General features: G+C 69.5%; 21 protein-coding genes. 6 read left to right on the forward strand and 15 right to left on the reverse strand.

Features of this window, described 5'->3' with window-relative positions:
* Positions 1-48 precede the first annotated feature (48 nt).
* From BMZ38_RS02300 to BMZ38_RS02325, 6 genes are all read right to left on the reverse strand, one after another.
* Positions 49-2,232, reverse strand: a complete 2,184-nt coding sequence (locus BMZ38_RS02300) for an alpha-N-acetylglucosaminidase (protein WP_091333617.1) — start codon at positions 2,230-2,232, stop codon at positions 49-51.
* A gap of 44 nt (positions 2,233-2,276) precedes the next feature.
* The gene (locus BMZ38_RS02305; protein ID WP_245747150.1) at positions 2,277-4,277 is read right to left on the reverse strand and encodes an enterotoxin; all 2,001 of its coding nucleotides are present in this window, start codon (positions 4,275-4,277) and stop codon (positions 2,277-2,279) included.
* A gap of 68 nt (positions 4,278-4,345) precedes the next feature.
* Complete coding sequence (locus BMZ38_RS02310) at positions 4,346-7,282, reverse strand: TonB-dependent receptor (protein WP_091333620.1); 2,937 nt, start codon at positions 7,280-7,282, stop codon at positions 4,346-4,348.
* Positions 7,283-7,434: 152 nt separating this feature from the next.
* Positions 7,435-8,361: a 1-phosphofructokinase family hexose kinase gene (locus BMZ38_RS02315; RefSeq protein ID WP_091333622.1), complete on the reverse strand. Its 927-nt coding sequence runs from the start codon at positions 8,359-8,361 to the stop codon at positions 7,435-7,437.
* Positions 8,358-9,284 carry a carbohydrate kinase family protein gene (locus tag BMZ38_RS02320; protein WP_091333625.1) on the reverse strand — a complete coding sequence of 309 codons (927 nt, stop codon included), beginning with the start codon at positions 9,282-9,284 and terminating at the stop codon, positions 8,358-8,360. The genes BMZ38_RS02315 and BMZ38_RS02320 overlap by 4 nt, the downstream gene beginning before the upstream one ends.
* A complete protein-coding gene (locus BMZ38_RS02325; RefSeq protein WP_091333628.1) occupies positions 9,281-10,483 on the reverse strand; it encodes an SIS domain-containing protein in 1,203 nt (400 codons plus the stop codon). Before BMZ38_RS02325 ends, BMZ38_RS02320 begins: the two co-directional genes overlap by 4 nt.
* A gap of 64 nt (positions 10,484-10,547) precedes the next feature.
* Between BMZ38_RS02325 and BMZ38_RS02330 the strand changes: the two genes are divergently transcribed.
* Genes BMZ38_RS02330 through agaR form a run of 3 tightly spaced genes read left to right on the forward strand, consistent with a single transcriptional unit; the run spans position 10,548 to position 13,526 of the window.
* Positions 10,548-11,465 (forward strand): class I fructose-bisphosphate aldolase, encoded by a 918-nt coding sequence (locus BMZ38_RS02330; RefSeq protein ID WP_091333630.1) that lies wholly within the window; start codon positions 10,548-10,550, stop codon positions 11,463-11,465.
* Complete coding sequence (locus BMZ38_RS02335) at positions 11,437-12,711, forward strand: amidohydrolase family protein (RefSeq protein ID WP_091333632.1); 1,275 nt, start codon at positions 11,437-11,439, stop codon at positions 12,709-12,711. Before BMZ38_RS02330 ends, BMZ38_RS02335 begins: the two co-directional genes overlap by 29 nt.
* Entirely contained in the window at positions 12,708-13,526 is an 819-nt protein-coding gene (gene agaR, locus BMZ38_RS02340) for a transcriptional repressor AgaR (protein ID WP_091333634.1), read from the forward strand. The genes BMZ38_RS02335 and agaR overlap by 4 nt, the downstream gene beginning before the upstream one ends.
* Positions 13,527-13,576: 50 nt before the next feature.
* On the opposite strand, the gene BMZ38_RS02345 is transcribed toward agaR, so the two are convergent.
* Genes BMZ38_RS02345 through BMZ38_RS02355 form a run of 3 tightly spaced genes read right to left on the reverse strand, consistent with a single transcriptional unit; the run spans position 13,577 to position 15,956 of the window.
* Complete coding sequence (locus BMZ38_RS02345; RefSeq protein WP_091333636.1) at positions 13,577-13,888, reverse strand: DUF6587 family protein; 312 nt, start codon at positions 13,886-13,888, stop codon at positions 13,577-13,579.
* Positions 13,885-15,717 carry a ferrous iron transporter B gene (gene feoB / locus BMZ38_RS02350; RefSeq protein ID WP_091333638.1) on the reverse strand — a complete coding sequence of 611 codons (1,833 nt, stop codon included), beginning with the start codon at positions 15,715-15,717 and terminating at the stop codon, positions 13,885-13,887. The genes BMZ38_RS02345 and feoB overlap by 4 nt, the downstream gene beginning before the upstream one ends.
* Positions 15,714-15,956, reverse strand: a complete 243-nt coding sequence (locus BMZ38_RS02355; protein WP_091333640.1) for a FeoA family protein — start codon at positions 15,954-15,956, stop codon at positions 15,714-15,716. Before BMZ38_RS02355 ends, feoB begins: the two co-directional genes overlap by 4 nt.
* 129 nt (positions 15,957-16,085) lie before the next feature.
* Between BMZ38_RS02355 and BMZ38_RS02360 the strand changes: the two genes are divergently transcribed.
* On the forward strand, positions 16,086-16,871 hold the full coding sequence (locus BMZ38_RS02360; RefSeq protein WP_091333642.1) for an enoyl-CoA hydratase/isomerase family protein: 786 nt from the start codon (positions 16,086-16,088) through the stop codon (positions 16,869-16,871).
* A gap of 86 nt (positions 16,872-16,957) precedes the next feature.
* Here the strand turns inward: BMZ38_RS02360 and BMZ38_RS02365 are convergent, their stop codons facing one another.
* From BMZ38_RS02365 to BMZ38_RS02385, 5 genes are read right to left on the reverse strand one after another with little or no spacing between them, the layout of a single operon-like run.
* Positions 16,958-17,560, reverse strand: coding sequence for a response regulator transcription factor (locus BMZ38_RS02365; RefSeq protein ID WP_091333644.1), 603 nt, complete (start codon positions 17,558-17,560; stop codon positions 16,958-16,960).
* On the reverse strand, positions 17,557-18,747 hold the full coding sequence (locus tag BMZ38_RS02370; RefSeq protein ID WP_091333646.1) for a sensor histidine kinase: 1,191 nt from the start codon (positions 18,745-18,747) through the stop codon (positions 17,557-17,559). The genes BMZ38_RS02365 and BMZ38_RS02370 overlap by 4 nt, the downstream gene beginning before the upstream one ends.
* Complete coding sequence (locus tag BMZ38_RS02375) at positions 18,744-19,937, reverse strand: sensor histidine kinase (protein ID WP_091333648.1); 1,194 nt, start codon at positions 19,935-19,937, stop codon at positions 18,744-18,746. Before BMZ38_RS02375 ends, BMZ38_RS02370 begins: the two co-directional genes overlap by 4 nt.
* Positions 19,938-19,976: 39 nt before the next feature.
* On the reverse strand, positions 19,977-20,762 hold the full coding sequence (locus BMZ38_RS02380) for an ABC transporter permease (protein ID WP_245747151.1): 786 nt from the start codon (positions 20,760-20,762) through the stop codon (positions 19,977-19,979).
* A 1-nt stretch (position 20,763) separates the two neighbouring features.
* Positions 20,764-21,690 carry an ABC transporter ATP-binding protein gene (locus tag BMZ38_RS02385; RefSeq protein ID WP_425431836.1) on the reverse strand — a complete coding sequence of 309 codons (927 nt, stop codon included), beginning with the start codon at positions 21,688-21,690 and terminating at the stop codon, positions 20,764-20,766.
* A 266-nt stretch (positions 21,691-21,956) separates the two neighbouring features.
* Here BMZ38_RS02385 and BMZ38_RS02390 point away from each other — a divergent pair, with 266 nt between their 5' ends.
* Positions 21,957-23,453 carry an aminotransferase class III-fold pyridoxal phosphate-dependent enzyme gene (locus BMZ38_RS02390; protein WP_091333650.1) on the forward strand — a complete coding sequence of 499 codons (1,497 nt, stop codon included), beginning with the start codon at positions 21,957-21,959 and terminating at the stop codon, positions 23,451-23,453.
* Positions 23,454-23,542: 89 nt separating this feature from the next.
* Positions 23,543-24,181 carry a uracil phosphoribosyltransferase gene (upp, locus tag BMZ38_RS02395; protein ID WP_091333653.1) on the forward strand — a complete coding sequence of 213 codons (639 nt, stop codon included), beginning with the start codon at positions 23,543-23,545 and terminating at the stop codon, positions 24,179-24,181.
* Between the two features lie 158 nt (positions 24,182-24,339).
* Here upp and pip read toward each other — a convergent pair whose 3' ends face one another.
* A complete protein-coding gene (gene pip / locus BMZ38_RS02400; RefSeq protein WP_091333655.1) occupies positions 24,340-25,296 on the reverse strand; it encodes a prolyl aminopeptidase in 957 nt (318 codons plus the stop codon).
* Positions 25,297-25,345 lie beyond the last annotated feature (49 nt).

A 25,345-nucleotide genomic window follows, 5' to 3' on the forward strand; every position in this document is an offset into this window, starting at 1 on the left:
GCGGAGGCGGTTGCAATTCGCGGTTTGCCGGTACGGCCGACGCATGGTTCATGGCCGGCAGATCGCCAGTCGCTGCGCCACCTCGGAAGCCAGCTGCCATGGGTCACCTTGCGGCACGACGGGTTCGGCTTCACGCGAACGCGCCCAGGCGTGTTCCATCGCGAACCAGTCGATTTTCGCCGGCGGCTTGCCGCTGGCCAGAGACTGTTCCAGCGTGGCGAAGTAGCGGCGCCAGCGCGCCTCGTACAGGCCGCTGACCAGGCCGGCGAGCTGGCGATTGGCGTAGTCGTGCAGGCCGCCCCGGTCGGCACCACTGCGGTTGCCCCAGGCGGCGAGGATCGAGCGTTGGTCGTATTCGAACTGCGCCGCTTCCGCCGCATTGCCCGCCGCGGCGCGTGCGGGTGCCAGCCAACCGCCAAGCAGGAAATGCGGGTCGCTGGCGAGCAGGCGATCGAGCAGTTCCATCTCGCCAAGCCACTGCGTCGAGAGCGCATGGAAGCGCGCGGCATCCTTCGACACGTAAGCGGTCTTGAGCCCGGGCAGCAACACACGGGCATGGTTGCCCAAGGCCTGCCGCGCGACGTCCACCAGGTCGTAGCGGTACGCACTGGTGTGGCGCAGCGGCGGTGCCACCTGCAGCAGTTCGCAGGTGGCCTGGGCGAGACGGCCGGCGTCGTAGCGCATCGACGGCGGTGACCAGGTCGCCGCGGTGGCGACGTCGAGCGAGGGCCTGGCATTGAACAGGCTGTCCTGCGGTTCGGACCATTCGCCCGAAGGCATCGCATAGGCGGTCTGTCCGAGGATGCGCCAAGCTACGGCGGCATGCGCATCGGCGCCGCCGTAGCGATAGGTGGCGTAAGAGGCGAACCACGCCGACGCATCGCGTGGCACCGGCTCCCAGGCCAGCGCGGTGAACAGGGCGAAGGCCGCCGGATCGTAGCCGCTGCCCTCGGGCATCCAGGCGATGCCGCGCAGGCGGCTGCCGGGCTTGTTCCGCCACTGCGCGTAGCGCTCGAGCCACACGCCGGCATTGGCGCCCAGCGTGCTGTGGCCGCCGAAGTTGGGGATGCTGCCGAAGGCATAGGGCGTGCCGTGCCAGTCCCGTTCCCGGTCCAGGCCGTCGTAGCGGTCGGACAGGCCGTCGACGATCAGCACGCGGCGATGGTCCAGCGCATCGATCACGGCCGGCAGCGGGTTGTGCTGCCAGCCCAGCATCACCCAGCGGGCGCCCGGATGCGCGGCCTGCAGCGCCGCCATCACCTGGTGCGCCGCGGCCTCCACCGGCACGTCCCCGGCACGGCCGCCTTCATGCAGCAGGTCCATCTTGTACATCGTGGCGTTGCCGAGCAGCGCGCGCTGCTCGCGGTAGAACGTGGCGGCCACACGGGCGTACAGCGGGTCGCGGGGGTCGAGCCAATCCGGCCGTTCGAAGCCCACCCATGAACCCTGCGGCACCACCTTCGCGCCGGGATGCTTCGCTGCGAAGCTCGGGGGCACGGTGCCGAAGTAGCCGGGAAACACCGGCGCCATACCCAGCTCGCGCAGGCGCGCGACGATCTTCTGCGCCAGGGCGGTACGGCGCGCGAACTGGCGCGGCGACAGCGGCGCATCGAAGCCGGACATGTTCTGCAGCAGCCACCACGGCTGGTGCGCCGCAGCCGGGATCCAGGCGCGGATGTCGGCATCGCCATAGCCGAAGGCGCGGAAGGTGCGCCGGTAGGCCTCCTCCGTGCCGACCGGCATGAACACCTCGTCGATGCCGTGCAGCGCCAGCCGGTCGATCTTGCGTTCCCAGGCGGCCCAGTCGAGGTAGGCGTTGGAGTAGCCGTCGTCGGTGTCATTGAGCGAGTAGCGATCCGGCACTACCGCGCGCCGTTCGATCGGCGAGGCCGGTGCCGGCAGGACTGCCGGCAGCCGCGCGAGGCTGTCGCCCGGCCAGCCGATGCTTACGTGCGCCACTTGCTCCAGGTAGGTCTCCACGCCGGCCAGCTGTACGGCCGGCGAGGTGCCCTCCACCACGATGTGGCCTGGCGTGCCGCTGATGCGGAAGCGGTCCGCGTCCGTTCGTTGCAGCGCGACCAGGGCGAGTTGCGATTGATGGTGCGGCAGCAGGCGCTGCAGCGCAGCGCGCGCCGGCGCGGTGTCGAACGCCGGCGCGGCCGGCACCGGCGCGCCGGCGCCGAGCCACGCCAGCACGGCGAACAGCCAGCGGATCCGCGAGCGATGCGCCATCACGTGCACTCCGGGATGAAGGTGGTGCTTCATCCCGATAGTGGTCAACGCTGGGGCGTCAGTTCAAGCGTCAGCACCTGGAACGGGGCCAGCTCGATCGTCTGCGGCCGGTCCGCGTCCAGCTCCCGCGCCGGTTGCGCCGCGTCCGCCCGCCAGGGGCTGTGCGCCCGGAAGCGGCGCACCGCGCCTGTCGGCAGCTCCAGCTGCCGGCCCAGGTCGATCACCGCCTGCTGCGGCTTGTCGCTGGGGTTGCGCAGGGTGAGGATCGCCTTGGCCGGCGTCCACGATGCCCATCCGTACACGTCCAGCCGCCCGGGATCGCCGCCGATCCAGTGCGTGTCCTTGAGCACCTGCGCGTTGGCGCGCGACCACTTCGCCGCCTCGGCCAGCACGTCCCAGTCGGCTGGCGAGAGCAGCGACGGGGTGATGTAGAGCTCCTGCAATTGGGTGCCACTGCCGAAGTAGGAGTGCACCTCGTTGCCGAAGTCGTGTCCGGGGTCGGTGTTGAGGCGCTTGTTCTCCTTGGCGTAGATGATGCCGTGGAGCATCAACGAGTTGAGCGGGAACAGCGGCCCCTTCTCCACGATGTTGCGGTAGGTCTCGCGGTCGCGGTAGGTGATCCAGCGCTCGCGCTCGGTGCCGACGCCGGCGTGCCAGTCGTCCTCGCCGTCGCGCCAGATCGAATCGGCATAGCGCAGCCAGAACGGTGAGGCCTGGGTGCCGGTGGTGAGGTTGATGAACAGGTCCGGCTTGGCCTTGCGCAGGTCCTCGATCAGCTGGATCGCCGCGTCGAAGTCGCTGGCGAAGCGGCTGCCCGGAAACACCTTGTCGGCGTTGCCGGTGCCGTCGAACTTGAACTGGTTGATGCCCTGGTGCAGCACCAGGTCCATGGTCACGTCGTGGAAGCGCTGGTAGTACTTCGGGCCGGACAGCGCCAGGCCGCCGTCGATGATCTCGTAGCCGTGCGCGCGCCCGTTCTTCACCCGCTCCTCCTTGGGCGGGCCGTAGCCGCCCCAGGGCGAGAGCCACATGCCCGGCGCGGCGCCGTACTTCGCCGCCGCGTCGCGCAGCGGAAGGAAGCCGTGCGGAAAGTCCTTGCTGAAGTTCCAGCTGCCGCTGCGGTCGTCCCAGCCGTCGTCGAACAGGAACGAGTCGAGCTTGACCCCGCGCTTGACGGTGAGCTCCTCGCCGAAGGCGTGGATGCGGTCGAGCGCCTGCGCCTGGGTGTAGGGCGTGAAGTAGCCGATGTCGTACCAGGAGTTGTAGTGCAGGAAGGTACGGTATGGATGCGCACGCTCGCGTTCGACGTAGGCAAGGAAATCGCGCCGCAGCTGGTTGCCATGGGTGGCGCCGACCACCGCCGAGTAGGTCATCGACTGCCCCTTGGGCAGCGGCAGGCCGCGCTCGATCCACAGCTGCACGCGGTCGCCCCAGGCATTGCTGGACGAGAGCGGGTGCTCGAAGCCGAAGTAGTCCGGCCCGGCTACCACCGGCGACCCAGGCACCGAGCCCGCCACCTCGACGTCGTTCGCCTTCGCCTGGAGGAGGTCGACGCGGGCGATGTCCTCGTCCTGCTTGAGCGCGGTGATGGTGACGATTTCGCGCAGGTAGTCCGAGCCCTGCCGCTGCACCCAGCGCCAGTCGATGCGCAGGCGGCCGCCGGCGTCGACAAACGTCCCTTCCGCGGCCTTGCCGGGCAGCCGCTCCGCCGCGCGTGATGCCTTTGGATCGGCGGTGAGCGGCATCTCGCGTACCTTCGAGGACAGCTCAAGCTGGGCCGGACCGAGCTTGCTGCCGTCGCGGAAGGTGATCAGGAACGGCGCCGTGACCGCGATGTCGCGGTGGTTGATGTGATCGGTCACCTGCATCCCATCCAGGTGGCCGTCCGCCTGTTGCCACTGCACCGAGATCGCCTGGTTGCCGAACGTCGTCCGCGCATTCGCATGTGCCGGAACGGCAACGGCGACCGCGCAGGCGATCGCGCCGGCCAGCAGGCATCGCAACGGGCGATGCCCGGAGCTCGTTGGAGCAGGATGTACAGCCATCGATATCTCCTGTGTCGCCGCCTGCGCGGCGCGAGCCGGGCGGCGCTCGAGCGCCGCCCGGGTAGTGGTTACTGGAAGGTGTAGCGCACGACCAGCGAGGTCGTCCGCGGCGCCTGCCACACGCTGGCGTTGTAGCTGGGATTGGGGATCGGCTGCCCGTCGGACTGGAAGCCGCCGGTGTCGTAGCGCTGGTTGGCGTCGATCCGGCCCTCGCGGTTGGTCAGGTTCTGCACCTGCAGGTCGAGGCTCAGGAAATTGTCCTGGTTGATCTGCCAGTCGTAGCCCACGCCCACGTTCCATTGCGCGAAGAACGGCATGCGTCCGGCGCTGCCCAGTGGCGAGGGTACGTTGTCGCAGAAATGGCTGGCCGCGCCGTACTGTTCGGCCGGGTTGTTGATGTCCGGATAGGTGCCCATGCAACTCTGCGGGGTGCCGGTGGACAGGTCCAGCGTGCTGCCCACGCGCAGGCCGTTGGTGAAGTAGTACACGCCGTTGAGCTTGACACTGTGGCGCACGTCGCCGGCCAGGTTGCCGTTGCCGTGTTCCATCAGGCCGGGGAAGTCCCAGTAGATCTGTTCGGACGGGCCACCGTTGGTGCGCGTGCCGAGATTGAGCAGGCCGTCGTAGTTGCCGTACAGGTGCGCCCAGGTGTAACTCAGGTCGAGGAAGTACGGCTCCTGGTCGTTGCGCGCGTGCGAAAGCTCCACGGTCAGGTGCACGTACTTGCGGCTGGGTGGCGGACCGAACACGCTGCCCGGCAGGGTCAGCGCCTCCTCCTTGCCGTCGCCGTTGTAGTCGCGCACGAAGGTCTGCGCCACGCCCGGGTTGATCATCGGGCAGCCGCTGGAATCCTCGTATCCCGGATAGCCGTTGGCCTGCGCGTAGTCGGTGATGCCCTGGGTGTAGCAGGTGTCCTCGATGGCACGCTTGAGCGAGGAGTAGCCCACTTCCACCAGCGACGACCAGCTCTGGCCGAGGGTCTTCTGCAGGTAGACCTGGAACTCGTACTGGTAGGGCGCCTTGATGTCGGAGGTCGCCACGTTGTACGCGCTCGGTGCCTGGCCGTTGATCAGCGTTTCCTGCGGGCCGATCTGGTTCAGTCCCTGCGGTGCCTGCGTGGAAGGATCGCGGCCGGTGTAGGTGTAGTAGCGATGCCACATGGTCACCGCGCCGGCCGCACCGTTGTTGACGCTGGAGGGAATCGGGATGGTGTACTTGCCGGCGTTGGCGCCGATCTTCATGGTGCTGTCGCCGTAGACGTCCCAGGCCACGCCCAAGCGCGGCGAGAACAGCGGCAGGTGGAAGAAGTTCTGGCCGTTGACGTTCTTGTTGATGAAGGTGTCGTAGCGCGCGCCCGCATAGACCACCCAGCGATCGCTCGCCTGCCAGTAGTCCTCCAGGTAGGCGGCCTTGTTGACCGTGAAGAACGGGCCGCCGGTGCTGACGAAATACTGGTCGACGTAGCGGCCGTCCGCCGGCGCGGTCGCGCCGTTGGGCAGGATCGTCCCCGGCTCGTCGTGGTAGGTCCAGTCGCCGCCCTCGGTGGTGGTGCTGACGTTGTTGATGTAGTGCTTGTAGTGCTCGCCGCCGACGGTGATGCGGTGGTCGCCCAGCTGCCAGGTGAAGTCGCCCTTGAAGCCGCGGCGCCAGTAGTCGAACGGGAACAGCTGCGTACTGTTGGTGGTCAGGCCGATGTTGCGCCGCACCTGGGTGACCGGATCGACCTCGCCCACGTACGGCAGGCCGCTGCCGCTGGTCGAGGTGGGCTTGAGCGAGGACTGGCTCAGGTAGCCGCCCATCAGCCGCAGGCTCATGTCCTCGTTGATCTGCCAGTGGTAGTTGCCGATCAGGAACTGGTTCTTCACCTGCTCGGAGGTCCAGCCGTAGTACGGGCCGACCGAGGACGGATCGTAGTCGCGCTCGAGCGAATACTGGTTGTTGAAGGTGTTCTTCCAGTCGCGGTAGCCGACCACGTTGAGCGACTGGTCGGCGTTGATGTTCCAGGTGAGGTTGAGCAGGCCGTTCTTGTCGCGTCGGGCTGTGCGGGTCTGCAGCGTCTGCGAGTTGCTGAGGCTGGTGTTGTCCGGTGCATTGCCGAGCATCGCGAAGAAGAACAACCGGTTCTTCACCAGCGCGCCGGACGCCCACAGGTACTGGCCAGTCACGTTGGCGCTGTGCGTGTTGGCGGAGTTGAACCGGTAGTAGTCGCCCTGCGCGGTGAGCGAGTCGCGCGCACGCGGGTTGAACCACGACGTCGCCGGCGTGAAGTACAGCGAATAGCCGGCCTTGAAGCGGTTGCTGCCTTGGCGCACGGTGGAGGCCATCAGGCCACCGGTGGTGCTGGTCCAGGTCACCCCGGCGTTGCTGCTGAGCACCTGGGTCGACTGCACCGCCTCGGCCGGCAGGTAGGTCGCGCCCAGGCCCTGGTAGTCGTAGGTGCTGTCGAACTCGTTGTAGTAGTAGCGGTTCTCCGCCGGACTGGCGCCGCCCATCTGGATCAGGTCGGTGGTCTGGTTGTCGTAGCGCACCTTGGAGCTGAGCAGCGCGATGCTCTCCGGCCCGCGCCCGGTCGGCAGCTGGTTGACCACGCTCATGTCGTAGCTGTTGGAGAACTCCGGCGTGCTGACGTCGATCGGGATGACGTCCTGCCGCAGCGCGGCGGCATCGACCTGCACGGCGCCCAGTTCGGTGGCATGCACGCCCGCCGTCGCGGCGGCCGCCGTGGTCAGCGCCGGCACGGGCGTCTGCACGTTGGCGGTCACGGTCACCGTGCGCGTGCCGATGACGCTGCCGCCCTCCTCGACCGTCACCGTGTAGCGCCCCGGATTGAGGCCGGCCAGGCTGTAGCGCCCGTCGGCGCCGGCCTGGAGCGTCTTGTGGTAGCCGGTCGCCGGGTTGGCCACGCTGATCGTGGCCGCCTTGCCGGCCGGCTCGCTGCCGTACAGGCCGCCGGTGATCGACTGGGCCAGCAGTGGGCTGCTGCCCAGTGCCGCCATCAGGCCCATCGCCAACAAATTACGCCGCACCCTGCTGCGGCGGTTCCCCACCGTTGCTCCGCTCATGTCACCCTCGCTTGTGTGTGGTGGCCGCGGCCGGCGTTCCCCCCTGGCGCGCGGGATACTGGAATGGCCGCGGAGCCTTCCGCGGCGTCGTGTCGTTAGCTGTCCATCCGCCTGACCTGCACCTGCGGTTGCAGCGCGAGTACGCGCTCTCGCCGCACGTATCCGGTTTCCTCGTCCATCGCGTTGGCGGCGCCACAGGCCACGCCCAGCCGCAGCGCCTCCGCCATCGGCTCGCCGCGCTTGAGCGCGACGGCCAGACCGGCGAGCAGGCAGTCGCCGGAGCCGACCACGTTGGCGCTGCGCTCCAGCGTCACCGAGGCATGCCACACGGAGCGGCCGTCGAAGCCAACCGCGCCTTCGGCGCCGAGTGTCACCACCGGCAGCACGATGCCCTGCGCGTGCAGCGCACGTGCCAGGGCGGCGGCGTCCTCCGGCGTGCGCACCGGCCGGCCGGCCAGCTCGGTGGCTTCGTCGCGGTTGGGCTTGAGCAGGAACGCGCCCGAACCGGCGGCGTGGCGCAACACTTCGCCGCTGGCGTCGACCAGGCAGGGCCGGCCGGCAGCCTGGCGCACCATCGACGCGTAGGCATCCGCATCGAAGCCGCGCGGCAGGCTGCCGGAGAGCACCAGCAACACGCTTTCCTCGGCGCAGTGCCACCACGCGCGCAGCAGTTCTTCGCGCTCGGCCGGCCCGAGTTCCGGGCCAGGGCCGAGGATCTCGGTGACGCGTCCGGCACGCTCGCGCACCGCGATGCAGCTGCGCATCGGCTGCTCGATCTCGATGCCGTGGAACAGCACGCCGCGCTCGGCCATGCGCCGCGCGACGAGGTTGCGGTGCGCGGCATCGACCAGACCGACCAGCTGCACCCGCTCGCCCAGCGCGGCCACGGTCTGCGCCACGTGCAGACCCTTGCCGCCCGGATACGGCTCGGCCTGTGCCGCGCGCTGCACGGTGCCGGGCACCAGCGCGTCCACCGTGAACAGGTGGTCGATCGCGGTGTTGAAGCCGGCGACGGTGATCATGGCTGGTCGGCCAGCAGGCGTTCGACATCGGCCACGCCCGCCTGCGTGGCGGTACCGCCGATGCCGCGCGTGGACAGCGCGCCGCAGGCCGCGCCCCAGCGCAGGCAATCGCGCAGCGGCAGGCGGCGGCGCCAGGCGTAAAGGAATCCCGCGTCGAAGGAATCCCCGGCGCCGGTGCTGTCGAGCGCGCCGACGGCAAAGGCCGGCACCGCGAGCATCCGGCCGTCGTCGTCGAGCGTGATGCAGCCCTCGCCGCCGCGCTTGACGACGGTGCGCGTGCGGCCGTTGGCGAAGACCTCGAGCGCCGCTTCCGGCGAGGGCGCGCCGCTGATTGCGCAGGCCTCCAGCGCGTTCGGCAGGAACACGTCCACCAGCGGCAGCATTTCGACCAGCGTCTCGCCCCACGCCTCCTGCGGATCGAAGCCGGGGTCGAGCGAGATGCCGAGGCCCAGCGCGCGTGCACGCTCGAGCAGGCTGCGAAGGCCGGGACGCAACGCGTCCTGCAGATAATAGGAGGACACGTGCAGGTGGCCGGCACGGGCCAGCAGCGCGTCGGGGATGTCGTCCGCACGCAGCGCCGCGATCGCGCCGGGGTAGGTGACCAGCGCGCGGTCGTGCGCGGCCGAAAGCGCCACGGTCAGGCCCGTGCGCAGGTCTGGCCGCAACTGCACGGCAGCGACGTCGATCCCGGCTTCGCGCAACGCGGCCACGCAATAGCCGCCCCAGCCGTCCTGCCCCGCGACGCCGGCGAACAGCACCGCCTCGCCCAGCCGCGCCAGGCCCATCGCGCAGATCATCGAGGAACTGCCCGGGCCCTGCTGGAAGCCTTCCGCCAGCACTTCGCGGCCGAAGGCAGGCAGCGAGCTGCAGCCGGAGAACACCAGGTCGGCGTTGATCTCGCCGGCGACCAGGACGGGTTTCATCGGCCCGCTTCCGTGCCGTGGATGGCGAACGCCTCGACCACGCGGGTGAGTACGCCCTGCGAGGGCGCATCCGGCTTCTGCTCCAGCGCCAGGCAGCGGAAGAAGGCCAGCAGCTGCCCCACCATCACGTGGACCATCAGTTGCTGCGCCTCCTCGAGCGCGTACAGCCCGGGCAGCTCGACGCCCAGGCCGTGCACGCCGAGGACGTCGGCGGGAATCGATTCGCCCACGACAATGCGCCGTCCGCCCAGGCCCTTGCGGGTCAGCTCGCGCAGCAGGTCGTACTCGTAGCCGCGCACGCTCGGTTCGGCGGCGAGGAAGGCGACCACCAGGCTGTCCTCGTCCAGCCAGGACATCGGCCCATGGCGCAGGCCCAGGAAGGTTTCCGGCAGCGTGCGAACGGCGCCGCCGGACATCTCCAGCATCTTCAGCGCCGATTCGCGCGCGGCGCCGGAAGCCGCGCCGCTGCCCAGGTACGCCACGCCGTCGACGGGATGCTGCGCGATGGCGGCGAGCGCATCGCCGTGGCGTTCGAGGAGCGCGCCGGCAATCGACGCCGCCGCCTCGGCCAGGCGCGGATCGGGATCGCCCGAGCCGACGTGGCGCAGGCCGCTGCCGGCCAGCAGCAGGTTGGTGAAGCTGCTGGTCATCACCAGGCTGCGATCGTTGGTGGCCTCGTCCAGCAGCAGCACGTGCATGCGCGGCTCGTCGCGATACCGCGTGGCGAGCTGGCCCTGCGCGTTGCAGGTGATGGCCAGGTGCGCGTAGCCCGGCTCGGCCGCCAGCACCTGGTCGACCACGCCGGTGCTCTCGGGACTGTCGCCCGAGCGCGCGATCGACACCAGCAAGCCGCGCCCCGGCGGCAGCACGCCGCGGCGCGAGGTCAGCAGTGTGCCCGCGGCGATCGCCAGGCACGGCACGCCGAGCGCCGCCTGCAGCACCGGCGCCAGGCACTCGCCGACGTAGAGCGAGCTGCCCGAGCCGGTGAACACGACATGCGCCGGGCGCGCGGCGAGCAGCTCGCGCAGCATCGCCGCGACCGCCTCGCCGGCCAGCCTGGCGGCGGTGCCACCCCAGCTCTGCGGTTGCTGCAGGATCTCGCGCAGCGTGTGCGCATAGCCGCGCCGGGCCTGCTCGGCATCGGTGGCGGACTTCAGTTGCGCCAGCGCAGGAGGAAGAACGGAAGGTTTGACAGGCATGGGCGTCTGAGGAAAGATGGTGGCGAACGAAAGATATCGAAACTTTCATCCAAAGGTATTCGAAATGAAAGACAACTTGCAAGCCGATCCTGCCAGCCCCTCGATCCTGGACTCGCTGAGCCTGTCGCACGGCAAGCGCACGCGCCTGTGGCGGATGCTGTACGGCCACGGCCCGCGCAACGGCACGCTGCTGGTGCTGCCGCTGGACCAGGGCCTGGAACACGGGCCCACCGACTTCTTTCCCCACCCGCCGGCGCTCGACCCCAGCTACCAGTTCGAGCTGGCCGAGGCCGGCGGCTTTTCCGCCATCGCGCTGGGCATCGGCCTGGCCGAGAAGTACATGGGCCGCCACGCCGGGCGCGTGCCGCTGATCCTCAAGCTCAACGGCAAGACCAACATCCCCAGCGACGCCGAGGCCACCTCGCCGCTGTTCGCCTCCGTCGAGGACGCTGTGCGGCTGGGCGCCGATGCGGTCGGTTACACGATGTACGTGGGCTCACCCCGCCAGCACGACGAAATCCGCCAGTTCGAGCAGGTGCGCCGCGACTGCGAGCGCTATGGCATGCCGCTGGTGATGTGGTCGTATCCGCGCGGCGCGGCGATCGAGGCCAAGGGCGGCAAGAACAGCCTCTACGCGCAGGACTACGCCGCGCGCGTGGCGCTGGAGCTGGGCGCCGACATCGTCAAGCTGCACGAGCCGGTCGCCGAACGCGGCAAGTCGCCGGCGCCCTACGACACGTTGGACGAGGACGCCGCGGCACGCTCGGCCCGCGTGGTGCGCTCGGCCGGCCGCACGATGGTGTTGTTCTCCGGCGGCGAGAAGAATGACGACGACGATGCCGTGCTGCGCAAGGTCGAGTTCTACATGCAGTCCGGCGCCAATGGCGTGATGTTCGGCCGCAACATGTGGCTGCGCCCGTTCGACCAGGCGGTGGCGCTGGTGCGGCAGGTGCATGAGATCATGCGGCGCTACCCGCGCTGAGCCTTCGGATGACGGACGAACGCGATCTCCCTACCCCGCCGCGCCACCGCTTCTGCGGCTGCTGTTCCGCGCCGCCCCGCGCGGCGGCGCCGGCAGGCGCGGTGGCAAGCACCTGCTCGCCACCGCGCCGGACGCGGACAAGCTCGAGCTGCCATTGGTGGACTACGCGCCGCGCAGCGTGCTGCGGGTGCCGGTCACGCGCATCGAGCGCCCGCGCTTCCCGGTGATCGACGTGCATACGCACCTGTCGTGGATGCGCGAGGTGCGCGGTGCGGTGCCGGTGGGCGAGGCGATGACGTTTTTCACCGACCCGGCCGCGCTGCTGCCGCTGATGGAGCGCAAGGGTATCCGCGCGATGGTCAACCTGACCGGTGGCGTGGGCCTGGGACTGGAGGCAACCATCGCCCGCTTCGACCGTGTGGCGCCCGGGCGATTCCTGACCATGACCGAGCCCTCGTTCGGCCTGTTCGACCAGCCGGACTACCCGCGCCTGCAGGCCGAGGCGCTCATGCACGCGCACCGCGCCGGTGCGCGCGGACTGAAGTTGCTCAAGACGCTGGGCCTGTACCTGCGCGAGCGCATTGACGAAGGCGCCCTCGTCGGCGTGGACGATGCCCGCTTCGACCCGATGTGGGAAACCTGCGCCTCGCTCGGCCTGCCGGTGTTCATGCACACGGCCGATCCGCTGGCGTTCTTCCTGCCGACCGACCGCCACAACGAGCGCTACGAGGAACTGGCGAAACACCCGGACTGGTCGTTCTACGGCCCGGAGTTCCCCAGCCACGAACAGCTCATCGCCGCACGCGACCGCGTGATCGCGCGCCACCCGCGCGCCACCTTCGTGCTGATGCACGTGGGCAGCCAGGCCGAGGACCTCGACGCCATCGAGGCGTGCCTGAAGCGCTTCCCCAACGTGATGGTCGACATCAGCGCGCGCATCGGCGAGCTCGGCCGCCAGCCGCGCCGAAGCCGCGATTTCTTCGAGCGCTACCAGGACCGCATCCTGTTCGGCACCGACGCGGTGCCCTCCCCCTGGGGCGACGACGTGCCGCAACAGTTGCTGGGCGACGCGCTCTACGAGATCTACTACCGCTTCCTTGAAACCGAGGACGAATACTTCGACTATGCGCCGGCGGCCGTGCCGCCGCAGGGGCGTTGGTCGATCTACGGGCTCGGCCTGCCGGAAGCGATCCTGCGCAAGGTCTACCACGACAACGCCGCACGACTGCTCGGACTGGATCGATGAGTGCAGGACGAAAGGGAGCCGCCCGCAAGGCCGCCGCTCCACCCAAGTTGCTGGTCGAGGAACGCCGCCGGCTGATCGTCGAGCAGGTCGAGGCCAAGGGCCGTGCCACGGTCGAGGAACTGGCCCGGCGCTTCGACATCTCGGCGGTCACCATCCGCCAGGACCTGGAGGCGCTGGCCCGCGCGGGCACCATCACGCGCTCGCACGGCGGCGCCATCCCGGCCGGCCCGGCCGCGCAGGACACACCGCTGACCATCAAGGAAACCCGCCACCACGCGCAGAAGCGGCGCATCGGCGAGGCCGCCGCGAAGCTGGTGCAGGACGGCGAGACGATCATCATCGATTCGGGCTCGACCACCGTGGAGATCGCACGGCAATTGCGGCAGCGGCGCTGGAACGCGCTCACCGTGATCACCAACGCGCTCAACATCGCGCTGGAACTGTCGGGCATCGCCGGCGTGCGCGTGATGATGCTCGGCGGGCTGCTGCGCCAGACCTCTTACTCGCTGGCCGGCCCCGATGCCGAGCAGGCGCTGTCGCGGCTTTCGGCCGACCGGCTGTTCCTTGGCGTGGACGGGCTCGACCCGGACGTCGGCGTGACCACGCCCGACCCGCTGGAAGCCTCGCTCAACGCGCTGATGATCCGCGTCTCGCGCCAGACCGTCGCCGTGCTCGACGCCAGCAAATTCGGCCAGCGCAGCCTGTCGGTGATCGCGCCGCTGGACAGCCTCGATCTCATCATCAGCGATGCCAGCCTCGGCACCGATTACGTGCAGGCGCTCGAGACGCTTGGCGTGCGGTTACAGCTCGTCTGAGCCCAACGGCTGCTGATCCATCCCTCCTGTCGCAAGGAGGTAGCCATGCATCATTCGCCGCGGGGGCGGAACTTCAGTGGCATCGCCTCGCCGCTGCCCGCCTTCGCGCCAGCCGGTTTCTTCGGTCCGCAGGCGCCGCAGGTGTCGCAGCCATCGGCACAGTTTCCGCTGGCCTGCCTCGGCTGCAGCCGGCCGGCGAGTGCATGGGCAAGGCGCGAGCGGCCCGGGCGCGCCAGGCGGATGGAGGCGGCGGCGAGCCAGCGGCTGGTCAGCTGCGGCGCGAGCTTGCGCAGCACCACGCCCACGCTGGCCAGCACGATCAGGCCGACCACCGTGTACTGGACCAGCAGGCCGGCGCTCATGCCAGCGCGCTCGCGATCTGGTAGGTGAGGAACGAGGCGGCGTAGGCCAGCACGAACATGTAGCTGAAGGAGATCGCGACGTTGCGCCAGGAGTCGGTCTCGCGCTTGATCACCGCAAGCGTGGACATGCACTGCGGCGCATAGGCGAACCACACCAGCAGCGACAGCGCACTGGCCAGCGGAATGTGCGAGGACAGCGCCGGGCCCAGCGCGCCCTCGCCGCCGACTGCGTAAACCGTGGCCAGCGCGGCCACCGCGGTCTCGCGCGCGGCGAAGGCGGGGATCAGCGCCAGGCTCATCTGCCAGTTGAAGCCGATCGGCTTGAACAGGTGGGCGAAGCCGTGGCCGAGATAGCCGGCGATGCTGTAGTTGATCGCCGGCCCGCTCGCGCCGGCCGGCGGCGCGGGGAAGCTGGACAGCGCCCACATCAGCACGGTAAGCGCCAGGATCACGCCGGTCAGCCGCTTGAGGAAGATCATGCCGCGCTCGTACAGGCCGATCGCCACGTCGCGGGCCTTGGGCAGGCGGTAGGAAGGCAATTCCATCAGCAGCGCGTGCTCGCCCTGGTCGCGCCGCAGGCGCTTCATCACCCAGCCCACCAGCATGGCGCCGGCGATGCCCGCCGCGTAGAGCGCGAACAGCACCAGGCCCTGCAGGTTGAACACGCCGGCCACGCGGTGGGCCGGAATGAACGCGCCGATCAGCAGTGCATACACCGGCAGCCGCGCCGAGCAGGTCATCAGCGGCGCGACCAGGATGGTCGCCAGGCGGTCGCGCGGATCGGTGATGCTGCGCGTGCCCATGATGCCGGGAATGGCGCAGGCGAAGCTGGACAGCAGCGGGATGAACGAGCGTCCGGTCAGCCCCACCGAGACCATCAGCCGGTCGAGCAGGAACGCCGCGCGCGGCAGGTAACCGGACTCCTCCAGCGTGAGGATGAACAGGAACAGCACCAGGATCTCGGGCAGGAAGCCGAGCACGGTACCCAGGCCACCGCACAGGCCGTCGGTGACCAGGCCCTGCAGCGGCCCCGCCGGGAGCCAGGCGGCCAGGTGCGATCCGAGCCAGCCGAAGCCGTCGCCGATGGCATCGGTCATCGGCTTGCCGATCGAGTAGACCGCCTGGAACACCAGGAACATCACCACGGCCAGGATCGCCAGGCCGAACACCGGGTGCAACGTCCAACGGTCCAGCGCGTCGTCCAGCCGGTCGGTGGCGCGCGGCATCACCACGGTCGCGGCCAGCAACGCGCGGACCTGCGCGTGCAGGTCCGCGCGGCTGGCCGGATCGTCCGGCTGCGCGGCCGCGGCCGGCGGCACGTCGCCATCCACCTGCCCGATCAGGGCCTGCGCTCCGCCGCGCCTGACAGCGATGGTTTCAACCACAGGCAGGCCCAGCCGGCGCGAGAGTTCCGGCACGTCGACGGTGATGCCACGGCGGCGCGCGGCGTCCATCATGTTCAGCGCCAGCACCACCGGGCGACCCAGGCGCTTGACCTCGAGCACGAAGCGCAGGTGCAGACGCAGGTTGGTCGCATCGGCCACGCAGACGATCAGATCCGGCGGCGCCTCGCCGGGGTAGTTGCCCTCCAGCACGTCGCGGGTGATCCGCTCGTCCGGACTGACGGCATCGAAACTGTACGCACCCGGCAGGTCGAGGATCTGCAGCACGCGTCCGGACGGTGCGACGAAGCGGCCTTCCTTGCGCTCGATGGTCACGCCGGCATAGTTGGCGACCTTCTGCCGTCCGCCGGTGAGCAGATTGAACAGCGCGGTCTTGCCGCAGTTGGGATTGCCGACCAGGGCGATGCGCAGGCTGTCGGCGCTCATGCCGCCTCCGCCTTGAGATGGACGCGGGCCGCCTCGCCGCGCCGCAGCGCGAAGCGGGTGGAGCCGATCTGGATCAGCAGCGGATCGGCGCCCAGCGGGCCGCAGGCCACCACGCGCACCGGCTCGCCGTCGACGAAGCCCAGGTCGCGCAGGCGCTGCGCGATGGGATCGCCGGCGTGGGCGTCGTCCACGCGATCGACCACGGCGGGCGAACCTTTGGGCAAGTCGGAAAGGCGCACGGGGAATACGCTGGAATAAGAATGGTTCGCATTATAGCGGCAAAGGCGGTGTTTGCACCGCGCGGACCCGACTCCCGGACGTTCTGCCGCACCTGGCTACAATCCTGCGTTTCCGCAGGGAGCCCGCGCATGTCCGCCATTCTCGTCACCGACCGCGGCGCTGTCCGCCAGATCGCGCTCAACCGCCCCGACGTGCACAACGCTTTCGACGATGCGCTCATCGCCGAGTTGACCGGCGCGCTGGTGCAAGCCGGCCGCGACGATGCCGTGCGCGCCGTGGTCCTCACCGGCGCCGGCGCCAGTTTCTCCGCCGGCGCCGACCTCCACTGGATGCGGGGCATGGCGGCGGCAAGCGAAGAGGAGAATCGCGAGGACTCGCTGCGCCTGGCCGCCCTGGTACGCACGCTGCAGTTCTTGCCCAAGCCGACCATTGCGCGCGTCAACGGCGCAGCGTACGGCGGCGGCGTGGGCTTGGTCGCCGCCTGCGATATCGCCATCGGCGTGGAAGGCACCAAGTTCGGCCTGACCGAGGTCAAGCTCGGGCTGGTCCCGGCGGTGATCTCGCCCTACGTGGTCGCGGCAATCGGCGTGCGCCAGGCACGGCGGCTGTTCCTCACCGGCGAGGTATTCGATGCCGCCGAGGCGTGCCGCATCGGCTTGCTGCACCGCGTGGTGCCCGCGGACGGTTTGGACGACGCGGTGGAGTTCACCCTCAGGCTGCTCGCCAAGGCCGGACCGCAGGCCCAGCGCGAAGCCAAGCAGCTGGCGCTGCGCATGGCCGGCATCGACGCGCAGGATGCCGGCCTGGCGGATGCGGAAAACGCCGGCCTGATCGCCCGGCTGCGGGTCTCGGCCGAGGGCCAGGAAGGCCTCGGCGCCTTCCTCGACAAACGCGCCCCCGCCTGGGCCCGGTAGGCGCACAGGGAGGGCTTGAGCCCATCACCCTCCCGGGCAAACCCTGGCGGGCTGAAGCCCATCCCCACGCCGACCACACCACAGGGTTACAGCCAGCCCTTCTGCCGCGCCAGGCGAAATGCCTCGATGCGGTTGCCCGCGCCGAGCTTGCCGATCGCCTCGGACAGGTAGTTGCGCACGGTGCCGTGCGAAAGGTTGAGCCGGGTGGCGATGTCCCCGGCCGAGAGACCCTCGCCGGCCAGGCGCAGCACCTGCCGCTCGCGGTCGTTGAGGGGGTCGGCCTCGGTCCAGGCCACCAGCGCCAGCTGCGGGTCGATCGCACGGCCGCCACGGTGGACGGTGCGCAGCGCCTCGGCCAGGTTCTCGGCGGGTGCGTCCTTGAGCAGGTAGCCGGACACGCCCGCGTCCAGCGCGCGGCGCAGGAAGCCCGGGCGCGCGAAGGTGGTGACGATGATCACCTTCATCGGCAGTTCGTGGCGCTGGATGCGCTGGGCCAGTTCCAGCCCGGTCAGCCCCGGCATCTCGATATCGGTGACCAGCACGTCGGGCTTGAGCCGCTGCAGCTCGCGCCAGGCGGTTTCGCCGTCGGCGGCAGATCCGAGCACCTCGATGTCGCTTTCCAGGTTGAGCAGCGCCGACAACGCGCCGCGCACCATCGCCTGGTCTTCGGCCAGCAGCACGCGGATCATGCGGCGCTGCCGGCGGCGGGCAGGTGCGCTGGCCCGGCGGCGACCGCAGGCAACGGCGCGACGGCAGATGCGCGGGCCGGCGGCGGCACGTGGATGGAGAGCACGGTGCCGCGGCGCGGCGGTGAATCGATCGACAGCGTGCCGCCCAGCGCGCGTACGCGTTCACGCATGCCGCTCACTCCATTGCCATGCGCGGCCAGCCCGCCACGCCCGTTGTCGCCGATCTGCATGTCGATCCCTTTGCCGCCAATGGAAAGGGCCACGCTGGCGCGGGTGGCGCGCGCGTGGCGGTGGATGTTGGTGATCGCCTCGCGCATGACCAGCGCCAGCGGTGCCTCGATGTGCTCGGGCAAGGCCATGCCTTCGGGCACCGCGCCCTCGAGCGCGACGCCGGAGGCTTCCAGCATCAGCCGAGCGGAGACCAGCTCGGCGGCCAGGTCGCTGCGGCGCATGCCGGTCACGGCGGCGCGCACCTCGGTCAGCGCGTGGCGCGCGACGCGTTCGACTTCTTCCATTTCGCGCTGCGCACGCGCCGGCTCATCCAGCGCCAGGCGCTTGGCCAGCTCGGACTTGAGCGCCACCAGCGAAAGCGTGTGGCCGAGCAGATCGTGCAGGTCGCGGCCGATGCGCTCGCGCTCGGCGAGCGTGGCCAACCGGCGCACCTCGCCCTGCGACAGGCGCAGCTCCGCATCGCGGCGTGCGCTGTGCATGTAGAGCACGTTGCTGAAGCCGCCGAACAGGCCGGCCAGGCCCACGCCTGCAGCGAGCGACAGCTCACCGCCGAGCAGCCAGACCTTGGCCAGGGCGAGCAGCGTGATGGCGGCTACGCCAGAGAGCCAGTGCCGCCACGAGGGCGAATACGCCAAGAGGATTCCCGCCATCATCGGCAGGATGAAACCGGCCGTGTTGACGCACCACAACGCCGTGCCCAACACGGCGATGCCCGCGGCATGCCACTCGAGCTGCCGCAAGGGGCCGAGGTAGACGCGCGCATAGAGGTAGAGGTAGACGGGCACGGCCAGCAGGGTCGGCCCCATCCATTGCCAGTTGAAATGGCCGGTTGCCAGCGGCCCCTGGAACAGCCCCACGATCGCATAGAGCGACAGGCCGGCCTGCCAGCGCACGTACAGCGGCGAGCGCAGCTGCCCCAGCAGCGAGTCCGGGCGCGGCGTGAACCAGCGCATCATCGGCGCGCTTCCACGGCCTGCGGCAGCGTGTCCAGCGTGCCGGCCGGCACGGATGCCGCTGCCGCCAGCGCTGCCGGCAGCGGCACCACCACGCGCAGGCGCGTGCCTTGTCCTCGCATGGAGTGGATCTGCAGCCGGCCGCCGAGCCCGCGCACGCGTTCACGCATGCCGCTCAGGCCGTTGCCCTCCTCCGCGATGCCGCCGCGGCCGTTGTCCGCGACTGCCAGGCACAGCCCGCCATCGACCGTTTCGAACGACACGCTGGCCTGGGTCGCCCCGGCGTGGCGCGCGATGTTGGTGGCGGCCTCGCGCAGCACCAAGGCGAGGGCGCGCTCGATCTCGACCGGCATGCAGGGCGGCTGGCCGTAGTCCAGCTGCACGGCGGAGGATTCAAGCAACAGCCTGGCCGAGGCCAGCTCGGCGGCCAGGTCGGTGGCGCGGAAGCCGGTGACCGCGCAGCGGACCTCGGCCAGTGCATGGCGGGCCACTTTTTCCGCCTCCAGTACCTCGCGGCGCGCCGCCTCGGTGTCGCGGTCGAACAGCTTGCGGGAAAGTTCCAGCTTGAGCGTGATCAACGAGAGCGTGTGGCCGAGCAGGTCGTGCAGGTCACGGCCGATGCGCTCGCGCTCGGCAGTCGCGGCCAGCCGGCGCACTTCGTCGTGCGAGAGCTTCAGCGCGGCGTCCTTCTCGTGCCCGATGCGCTCGACGTGCGTCACCATGCCGATGATGAAGGTCATCAGCGGAAAGGCCACCAGCGCCTGCCACGCATAGCCCACCTGCGAGGCGATCAGCAGGAACAGCGTGTTCAGCATGACCAGGCGCAGCAGGAACGGCGTGAGGCGGCGGCTGCTCAGGCTGCAGGAGACGCAGCCGTAGATGAAGTAGCTCACGCTGCCCGAATAGAACGGCACCAGCAGGATGCCGAACATCGCCAGCCCCATGCCGTAGCGCGAAGCGGTAGCACGGGACACCAGCATGGACTTGGCGAACAGCGCCACGAACACCGGATAGCTGAGCGCGGTGATCAGCGCCCAGCGCCAGGTGTATCCCCGGTCGAACAGCGGCGTGACGAACACCCAGGCCGACCACAGCAGGTGCACCGATTCCATCCGAGGCGACCTGCCCTGCTGGATGATCTCGTGGACGCGCGAGCCGGGCTCGGGCGTAAACCAGGCAATCAGGCGATTCATCGAGCCGGATCCATGCTGCGCAACCGCGGCCATGCTACTTCAACCGAACCGGCGCAGACGTCGTGCGGCCAGCAGCAGGAAGGCGGCAGTGAAGCCCAGCAGCACCAGCACGTGCGGCAGCAGGGCATCCTGGCGCATGCCGACCGCCGCCAGCGCCAGCCGGTCCAGGTGGTAGCTCGGCCATACCGGGGCGATCTGCTGTAGCGCCCTGGGCAGCATCGGCAGCGGAAACCACAGGCCGGAGAGGAAGGACATCGGCAGGTAGATCAGGTTGAGCACGCCCGGCCCGCCCTGCCCCTTCACCAGCGAGCCGACGTACATGCCCAGCGCGCAGAACGGCAGCACGCCGAGCACGCCGCTGGCCAGCAGCGCGCCGGCCTGGACAAGCGACAACGTCACGTGCGCCAGCTGCGAAAGCCCCAGCAGGAGCAGCACCACGAACGCGGCCGCGCCCATCGCCATCACCATCTTGCCGAGCAGGTAGGCGGCCGGCGGCATCGGCAGCGCACGTTTCAGAGTGAGCAGGCCGCCATCGCGCTCCATCGCCAGCGACACGCCGAAGCCGAACAGGCCCGGGCTCATCACGCCGAAGGTGGCGTAGCTGGCCAGCAGGTAGCGCGCGGTATCGGCACCGCCCCTGGCCATCAGTACGCCGAAGACCAGGTAGAACATGCCGGGGAACAGCGTGATGGGCAACATGAAGCTGGGTGCGCGCAGGTAGCGCAGGCATTCGCTGCGCGCTTCGGCGAGATAGGCGCCAAGCACGCGGCCGGGTGGCATCGCCTCGCCATCGAGGGTCGGGTCAAGGGGAAGCAGGGTGTTCATGTCAGGCCGCCTCGCGCTGGTCGCTGGACGATGCTTCGGGCTCGCGGGTCAGTTCGGTCAAGGCTTCGGCGAGGCCGGCGCGCTGCACTTCCAGCTCGCGCAGCCGGGCGTCGTTCTGCAGCAGGCGCAGCACCACCACCTCGGCTTCGGCAGTGGTCAGCTGCAGGCGTCCGCTGTCGAAGCGGACCTCCGCCACCTCTGGCCATTCGGCGATGGCCTCGGGCGGCAGCGTGCTGATGCAGCGGATGCGCTTGACGCCCACGCGGGCGCGCAGCTCGTCGACCGTGCCCTCATGGATGGCGCGGCCGCGGGCCATCACGCAGACACGGTCAGCCAGCGCCTCGGCCTCTTCCAGGTAGTGCGTGGTCAGCAGCACCGAGCAGCCCTCGCCGACCAGCCGGCGGATCGCCGCCCACAGCGCCTGGCGCGCCTCGATGTCCATGCCTACGGTGGGCTCGTCCAGGAACAGCAGGCGCGGCCGGCCGCACAGCGCCAGCGCGAACTGGACGCGCCGCTGCTGGCCGCCGGAAAGCTTGCCGTACGGCCGCTCGAGAAGGTCCTCGACCGCGGCCAGCTCGGCCGTTTCCTGCAGCACCCGCGGGTTGGCGTAATAGCTGGCGGTCAGGCGCAGCAGCTCGCGCACGCGCAGGGTGGGTGGCAGCGTGGCGTTCTGCAGCATTACGCCGATCTGGCGGCGCGGCTGGATACGCTGCGGATCCTGGCCAAACAGCGTGACCTCGCCGGCGTCGGGCCGCTGCAGGCCCAACAGCAGGCCGATCGCGGAAGATTTGCCGGCCCCGTTGGGGCCCAGCAGGGCGAGCAGTTCGCCCGGATACAGCGCAAGATCCAAGCCGTCGACAGCGGTGAGCGCGCCATAGCGCTTGAGCGCACCGCGCAGGCGGGCAACCGGGGTGTTGGGCATGTCCATGGAGCCTCCTTGGTATGGACGCAAACGTTAGGCGCGCCAGTGTCTTGCGGACATTGGTCGGCGTCAGCCGGCGCAAGTGACAGCCGTCATGCGGGGTTACGGCGGAGCCGGGCGCACGGTATCCTTGGGGCTATCCCCGGCCTGCCATACGCGCTTTTCACGCCGCAAGGCGGGTCCGCACAACCGCATGCGCCCGACGCCGCGCATGCCCGCAATCACCGCCAGCGGCGCCACCGAGGCGCCGGCCGGCTTCGAGGAGGACTGCCATGGGTGTGATCGATCAGCTGCGCGAGATGCGCGATTTCGGCGGCAAGCCGCGGACCGTTGGCCTGGACGACGCCAGCATCGAGCGCATGGCCGCCAGCCAGCCCGAATTGGTGCAGGCGGTCGACGAGGCACTGGCGCGGCACCGCGAACTGCGTGGGGAGTTCGGCGATTTCCTCAAGCTCGACGAATCCGAGCAGTTGGCCAAGGCCCAGGCCGGCTATGTCAACTTCTATCCGGACGATGCGATCAACCCGTACCTGCCTGCCGCCGCGCGCGGCCCGTGGATCGTGACTCTCAAGGGCGCGGTGCTGCACGACAACGGCGGCTACGGCATGCTCGGCTTCGGCCACAACCAGCCGGCGATCCTGGAAGCGCTGTCCCGGCCGCAGGTGATGGCCAACGTGATGTCGCCGAGCGTCTCGCAGCTGCGCTTCACCCGCGCGATGGACCAGGAACTGGGCCGCAGCCGGGGCGCCAACCCGTACAAGCACTACCTGTGCCTGAACTCCGGCTCCGAAGCCGTGGGCCTGGCCTGCCGCATCGCCGACGTCAACGCCAAGCTGATGACCGATGCGGGCGGCCGCTATGCCAATCGCACGATCAAGCGCCTGTCCGTGCGCGGCGCCTTCCATGGCCGCACCGACAAGCCGGCGCTGTATTCGGATTCCTCGCGCAAGACCTACCAGCAGCACCTGGCCAGCTACCGCCACGAGGACACGCTGATCACCGTGGCGCCCTACGACGTGGCGCAGCTGGAAGCAGCCTTCGCCGACGCCGACAGGCACGGCTGGTTCATCGAGGCGATGTTCCTGGAGCCGGTGATGGGCGAAGGCGACCCGGGCCGCGCGGTGACGCCGGAGTTCTACAAGGCCGCGCGCGAGCTGACCGAGGCGCACGGCACCCTGCTGCTGGTCGACTCGATCCAGGCCGGCCTGCGCGCGCACGGCGTGCTCTCGATCGTCGATTATCCGGGCTTCCAGAACCTGCCGCCGCCGGACATGGAGACCTTCTCCAAGGCGCTCAACGCCGGCCAGTACCCGCTGTCGGTGCTGGCGGTCAGCGACCGCACCGCCGGCCTGTACCGCAAGGGCATCTACGGCAACACCATGACCACCAACCCGCGCGCGCTGGACGTGGCACTGGCCACGATGGCGCTGCTCACCGACGAGGTGCGTGCCAACATCAAGGCCCGCGGCGAGGAGTTCGTGGCCAAGCTCAACAAGCTCAAGGACGAACTGGGCGGGCTGATCACCAAGGTGCAGGGCACCGGCCTGCTGTTCTCGTGCGAGCTGGCGCCGCAGTTCAAGTGCTTTGGGCATAACTCGACCGAGGAGTACATGCGCGAGCACGGCGTCGGCGTGATCCATGGCGGCGCCAATTCGCTGCGCTTTACGCCGCACTTCAACGTGACCAGCGCCGAGGTCGACCTGGTGATCGACCACGTGCGCCAGGCGCTGCTCAAGGGCCCGCGCAAGCAGACCGCCGAGGCCGCCTGAGCGAGCCGAAGCGAAGGGCGCGCCGGCGACGGCGCGCCCTTTTTCATGCACGGCGGTCGCGAGCCGCCCATTCCCGCGCAGGCCTCTTCATGCCCGTCACCGAAGTCCGCCATCCACTGATCCGCCACAAGCTCGGCCTGATGCGCCGCGCCGGGATCAGCACCAAGGAATTCCGCGAGCTCGCCTCCGAGGTCGCCGCCCTGCTCACCTACGAGGCGACCAAGGATCTGGAGACGCTGGAGGAAACCATCGACGGCTGGGCCGGCCCGGTGAAGGTCGAGCGCATCAAGGGCAAGAAGATCACCATCGTGCCGATCCTGCGTGCCGGCCTGGGCATGCTGCCAGGTGTGCTGGATCTGATCCCTTCGGCCAAGGTCAGCGTGGTCGGCGTGCAACGCGATGAAGCGACGCTCGCCCCGATGGCCTACTACGAGAAGCTCAGCGGCAGCATGCATGCCCGCACGGCGTTGATCGTCGATCCGATGCTGGCCACCGCCGGCACGCTGGTGGCCACCGTGGACATGCTCAAGGCGGCCGGCTGCCGGCGCATCAAGGGTCTGTTCCTGGTCGCGGCGCCGGAAGGCCTGAAGCGCATCGAAGCGGCGCATCCGGACGTGGAGATCTACACCGCATCGATCGACCAGCGGCTCAACGACAGGGGTTACATCCTGCCGGGCCTGGGCGACGCAGGGGACAAGATCTTCGGCACGAAGCAGCTTTCTGGCTGAGTCCGCCTCTCTTAGGGTGGCGTCAGCGCACCACTGGCCTGCCGGCCAGGTCGCCGGGCCAAAGACACACTGGTTTTCTCTTCTTCCCGCGCTATGGCGAGCCCGCCCCTCACCCGCCCCACTCCCGGGACAAGACAGGGAGCAAGGCGTTCCGGGTGCTAACCCTTGAAGCGGTCGGTCGCCTCGACCAGCTCGTGCGTGATGCCCGGCTCGAAGGCCGAGTGCCCGGCATCCTGCACGATGCGCAGGTCCGCTTCCGGCCACGCTCGGTGCAGGTCCCACGCGCTGCGCAGCGGGCACACCACGTCGTAGCGACCCTGCACGATGACGGTCGGGATCCTGCGGATGCGATCGACGTTGCGCAACAGTTGGTCGTCGTGTTCGAAGAAGCCGCCGTTGACGAAGTAGTGGCACTCGATTCGAGCAAACGCCAGCGCGAACTCGTCCTCGCCGCTGCTGGCGATGTACCCGGGGTCCTGCATCAGGAAGCTGGTGCCAGCCTCCCAGGTCGACCACGCGCGCGCGGCGCTGAGCCGGACCTTCGGATCGGCGCTGGTAAGACGCCGGTGGTAGGCGCTCATCAGGTCGCCGCGCTCGGCTTGGGGAATCGCCGCCAGATACGACTCCCACGCGTCAGGATAAAGCGCGTCGCAACCCTTCTGGTAGAACCACTCCAGCTCCCAGCGACGCAGCATGAAGATGCCGCGCAGCACCAGTTCGGTGACCTTGTCCGGGTGCGTCTGCGCATAGGCCAGCGCCAGCGTGGAACCCCAGGAGCCGCCGAAAACCTGCCACCGCGCGATGGCGAGGTGTTCGCGCAACCGCTCGATGTCGGCGACCAGGTCCCAGGTGGTGTTGTCGGTCAGCTCGGCATGCGGCGTGGACCGCCCGCAGCCGCGCTGGTCGAACAGGATGATGCGGTAGGCCGCCGGATCGAAGAAGCGCCGGCAGCGCGGACTGGCGCCCGCACCCGGGCCGCCATGCAGGAACACCACCGGCTTGCCCTGGGGATTGCCGCTCTGCTCGTAGTAGATCGTGTGCAGCCCGGACACCGGCAGCATGCCGCTGTCGTAGGGCTCGATCTCCGGATACAGCGCGCGGCGTTCCTGGGTCATGCGGGGCGTCTCCGTGGGGATGGAAGCCGCCAAGGCTAGCACGCTGTTT

The sequence above is a fragment of the Frateuria terrea genome (genome assembly GCF_900115705.1).
Classification (GTDB): Bacteria; Pseudomonadota; Gammaproteobacteria; order Xanthomonadales; family Rhodanobacteraceae; genus Frateuria_A; species Frateuria_A terrea.

Coding starts and splice junctions, on each gene's coding strand:
- BMZ38_RS02300 (WP_091333617.1), bottom strand. CDS start 2,232: ATGGCGCATCGCTCGCGGATCCGCTGGCTGTTCGCCGTGCTGGCGTGG.
- BMZ38_RS02305 (WP_245747150.1), bottom strand. CDS start 4,277: ATGGCTGTACATCCTGCTCCAACGAGCTCCGGGCATCGCCCGTTGCGA.
- BMZ38_RS02310 (WP_091333620.1), bottom strand. CDS start 7,282: ATGGGCCTGATGGCGGCACTGGGCAGCAGCCCACTGCTGGCCCAGTCG.
- BMZ38_RS02315 (WP_091333622.1), bottom strand. CDS start 8,361: ATGATCACCGTCGCCGGCTTCAACACCGCGATCGACCACCTGTTCACG.
- BMZ38_RS02320 (WP_091333625.1), bottom strand. CDS start 9,284: ATGAAACCCGTCCTGGTCGCCGGCGAGATCAACGCCGACCTGGTGTTC.
- BMZ38_RS02325 (WP_091333628.1), bottom strand. CDS start 10,483: ATGCCTGTCAAACCTTCCGTTCTTCCTCCTGCGCTGGCGCAACTGAAG.
- BMZ38_RS02330 (WP_091333630.1), top strand. CDS start 10,548: ATGAAAGACAACTTGCAAGCCGATCCTGCCAGCCCCTCGATCCTGGAC.
- BMZ38_RS02335 (WP_091333632.1), top strand. CDS start 11,437: ATGAGATCATGCGGCGCTACCCGCGCTGAGCCTTCGGATGACGGACGA.
- agaR (WP_091333634.1), top strand. CDS start 12,708: ATGAGTGCAGGACGAAAGGGAGCCGCCCGCAAGGCCGCCGCTCCACCC.
- BMZ38_RS02345 (WP_091333636.1), bottom strand. CDS start 13,888: ATGAGCGCCGGCCTGCTGGTCCAGTACACGGTGGTCGGCCTGATCGTG.
- feoB (WP_091333638.1), bottom strand. CDS start 15,717: ATGAGCGCCGACAGCCTGCGCATCGCCCTGGTCGGCAATCCCAACTGC.
- BMZ38_RS02360 (WP_091333642.1), top strand. CDS start 16,086: ATGTCCGCCATTCTCGTCACCGACCGCGGCGCTGTCCGCCAGATCGCG.
- BMZ38_RS02365 (WP_091333644.1), bottom strand. CDS start 17,560: ATGATCCGCGTGCTGCTGGCCGAAGACCAGGCGATGGTGCGCGGCGCG.
- BMZ38_RS02370 (WP_091333646.1), bottom strand. CDS start 18,747: ATGATGCGCTGGTTCACGCCGCGCCCGGACTCGCTGCTGGGGCAGCTG.
- BMZ38_RS02375 (WP_091333648.1), bottom strand. CDS start 19,937: ATGAATCGCCTGATTGCCTGGTTTACGCCCGAGCCCGGCTCGCGCGTC.
- BMZ38_RS02380 (WP_245747151.1), bottom strand. CDS start 20,762: ATGAACACCCTGCTTCCCCTTGACCCGACCCTCGATGGCGAGGCGATG.
- BMZ38_RS02385 (WP_425431836.1), bottom strand. CDS start 21,690: ATGGACATGCCCAACACCCCGGTTGCCCGCCTGCGCGGTGCGCTCAAG.
- BMZ38_RS02390 (WP_091333650.1), top strand. CDS start 21,957: ATGGGTGTGATCGATCAGCTGCGCGAGATGCGCGATTTCGGCGGCAAG.
- upp (WP_091333653.1), top strand. CDS start 23,543: ATGCCCGTCACCGAAGTCCGCCATCCACTGATCCGCCACAAGCTCGGC.
- pip (WP_091333655.1), bottom strand. CDS start 25,296: ATGACCCAGGAACGCCGCGCGCTGTATCCGGAGATCGAGCCCTACGAC.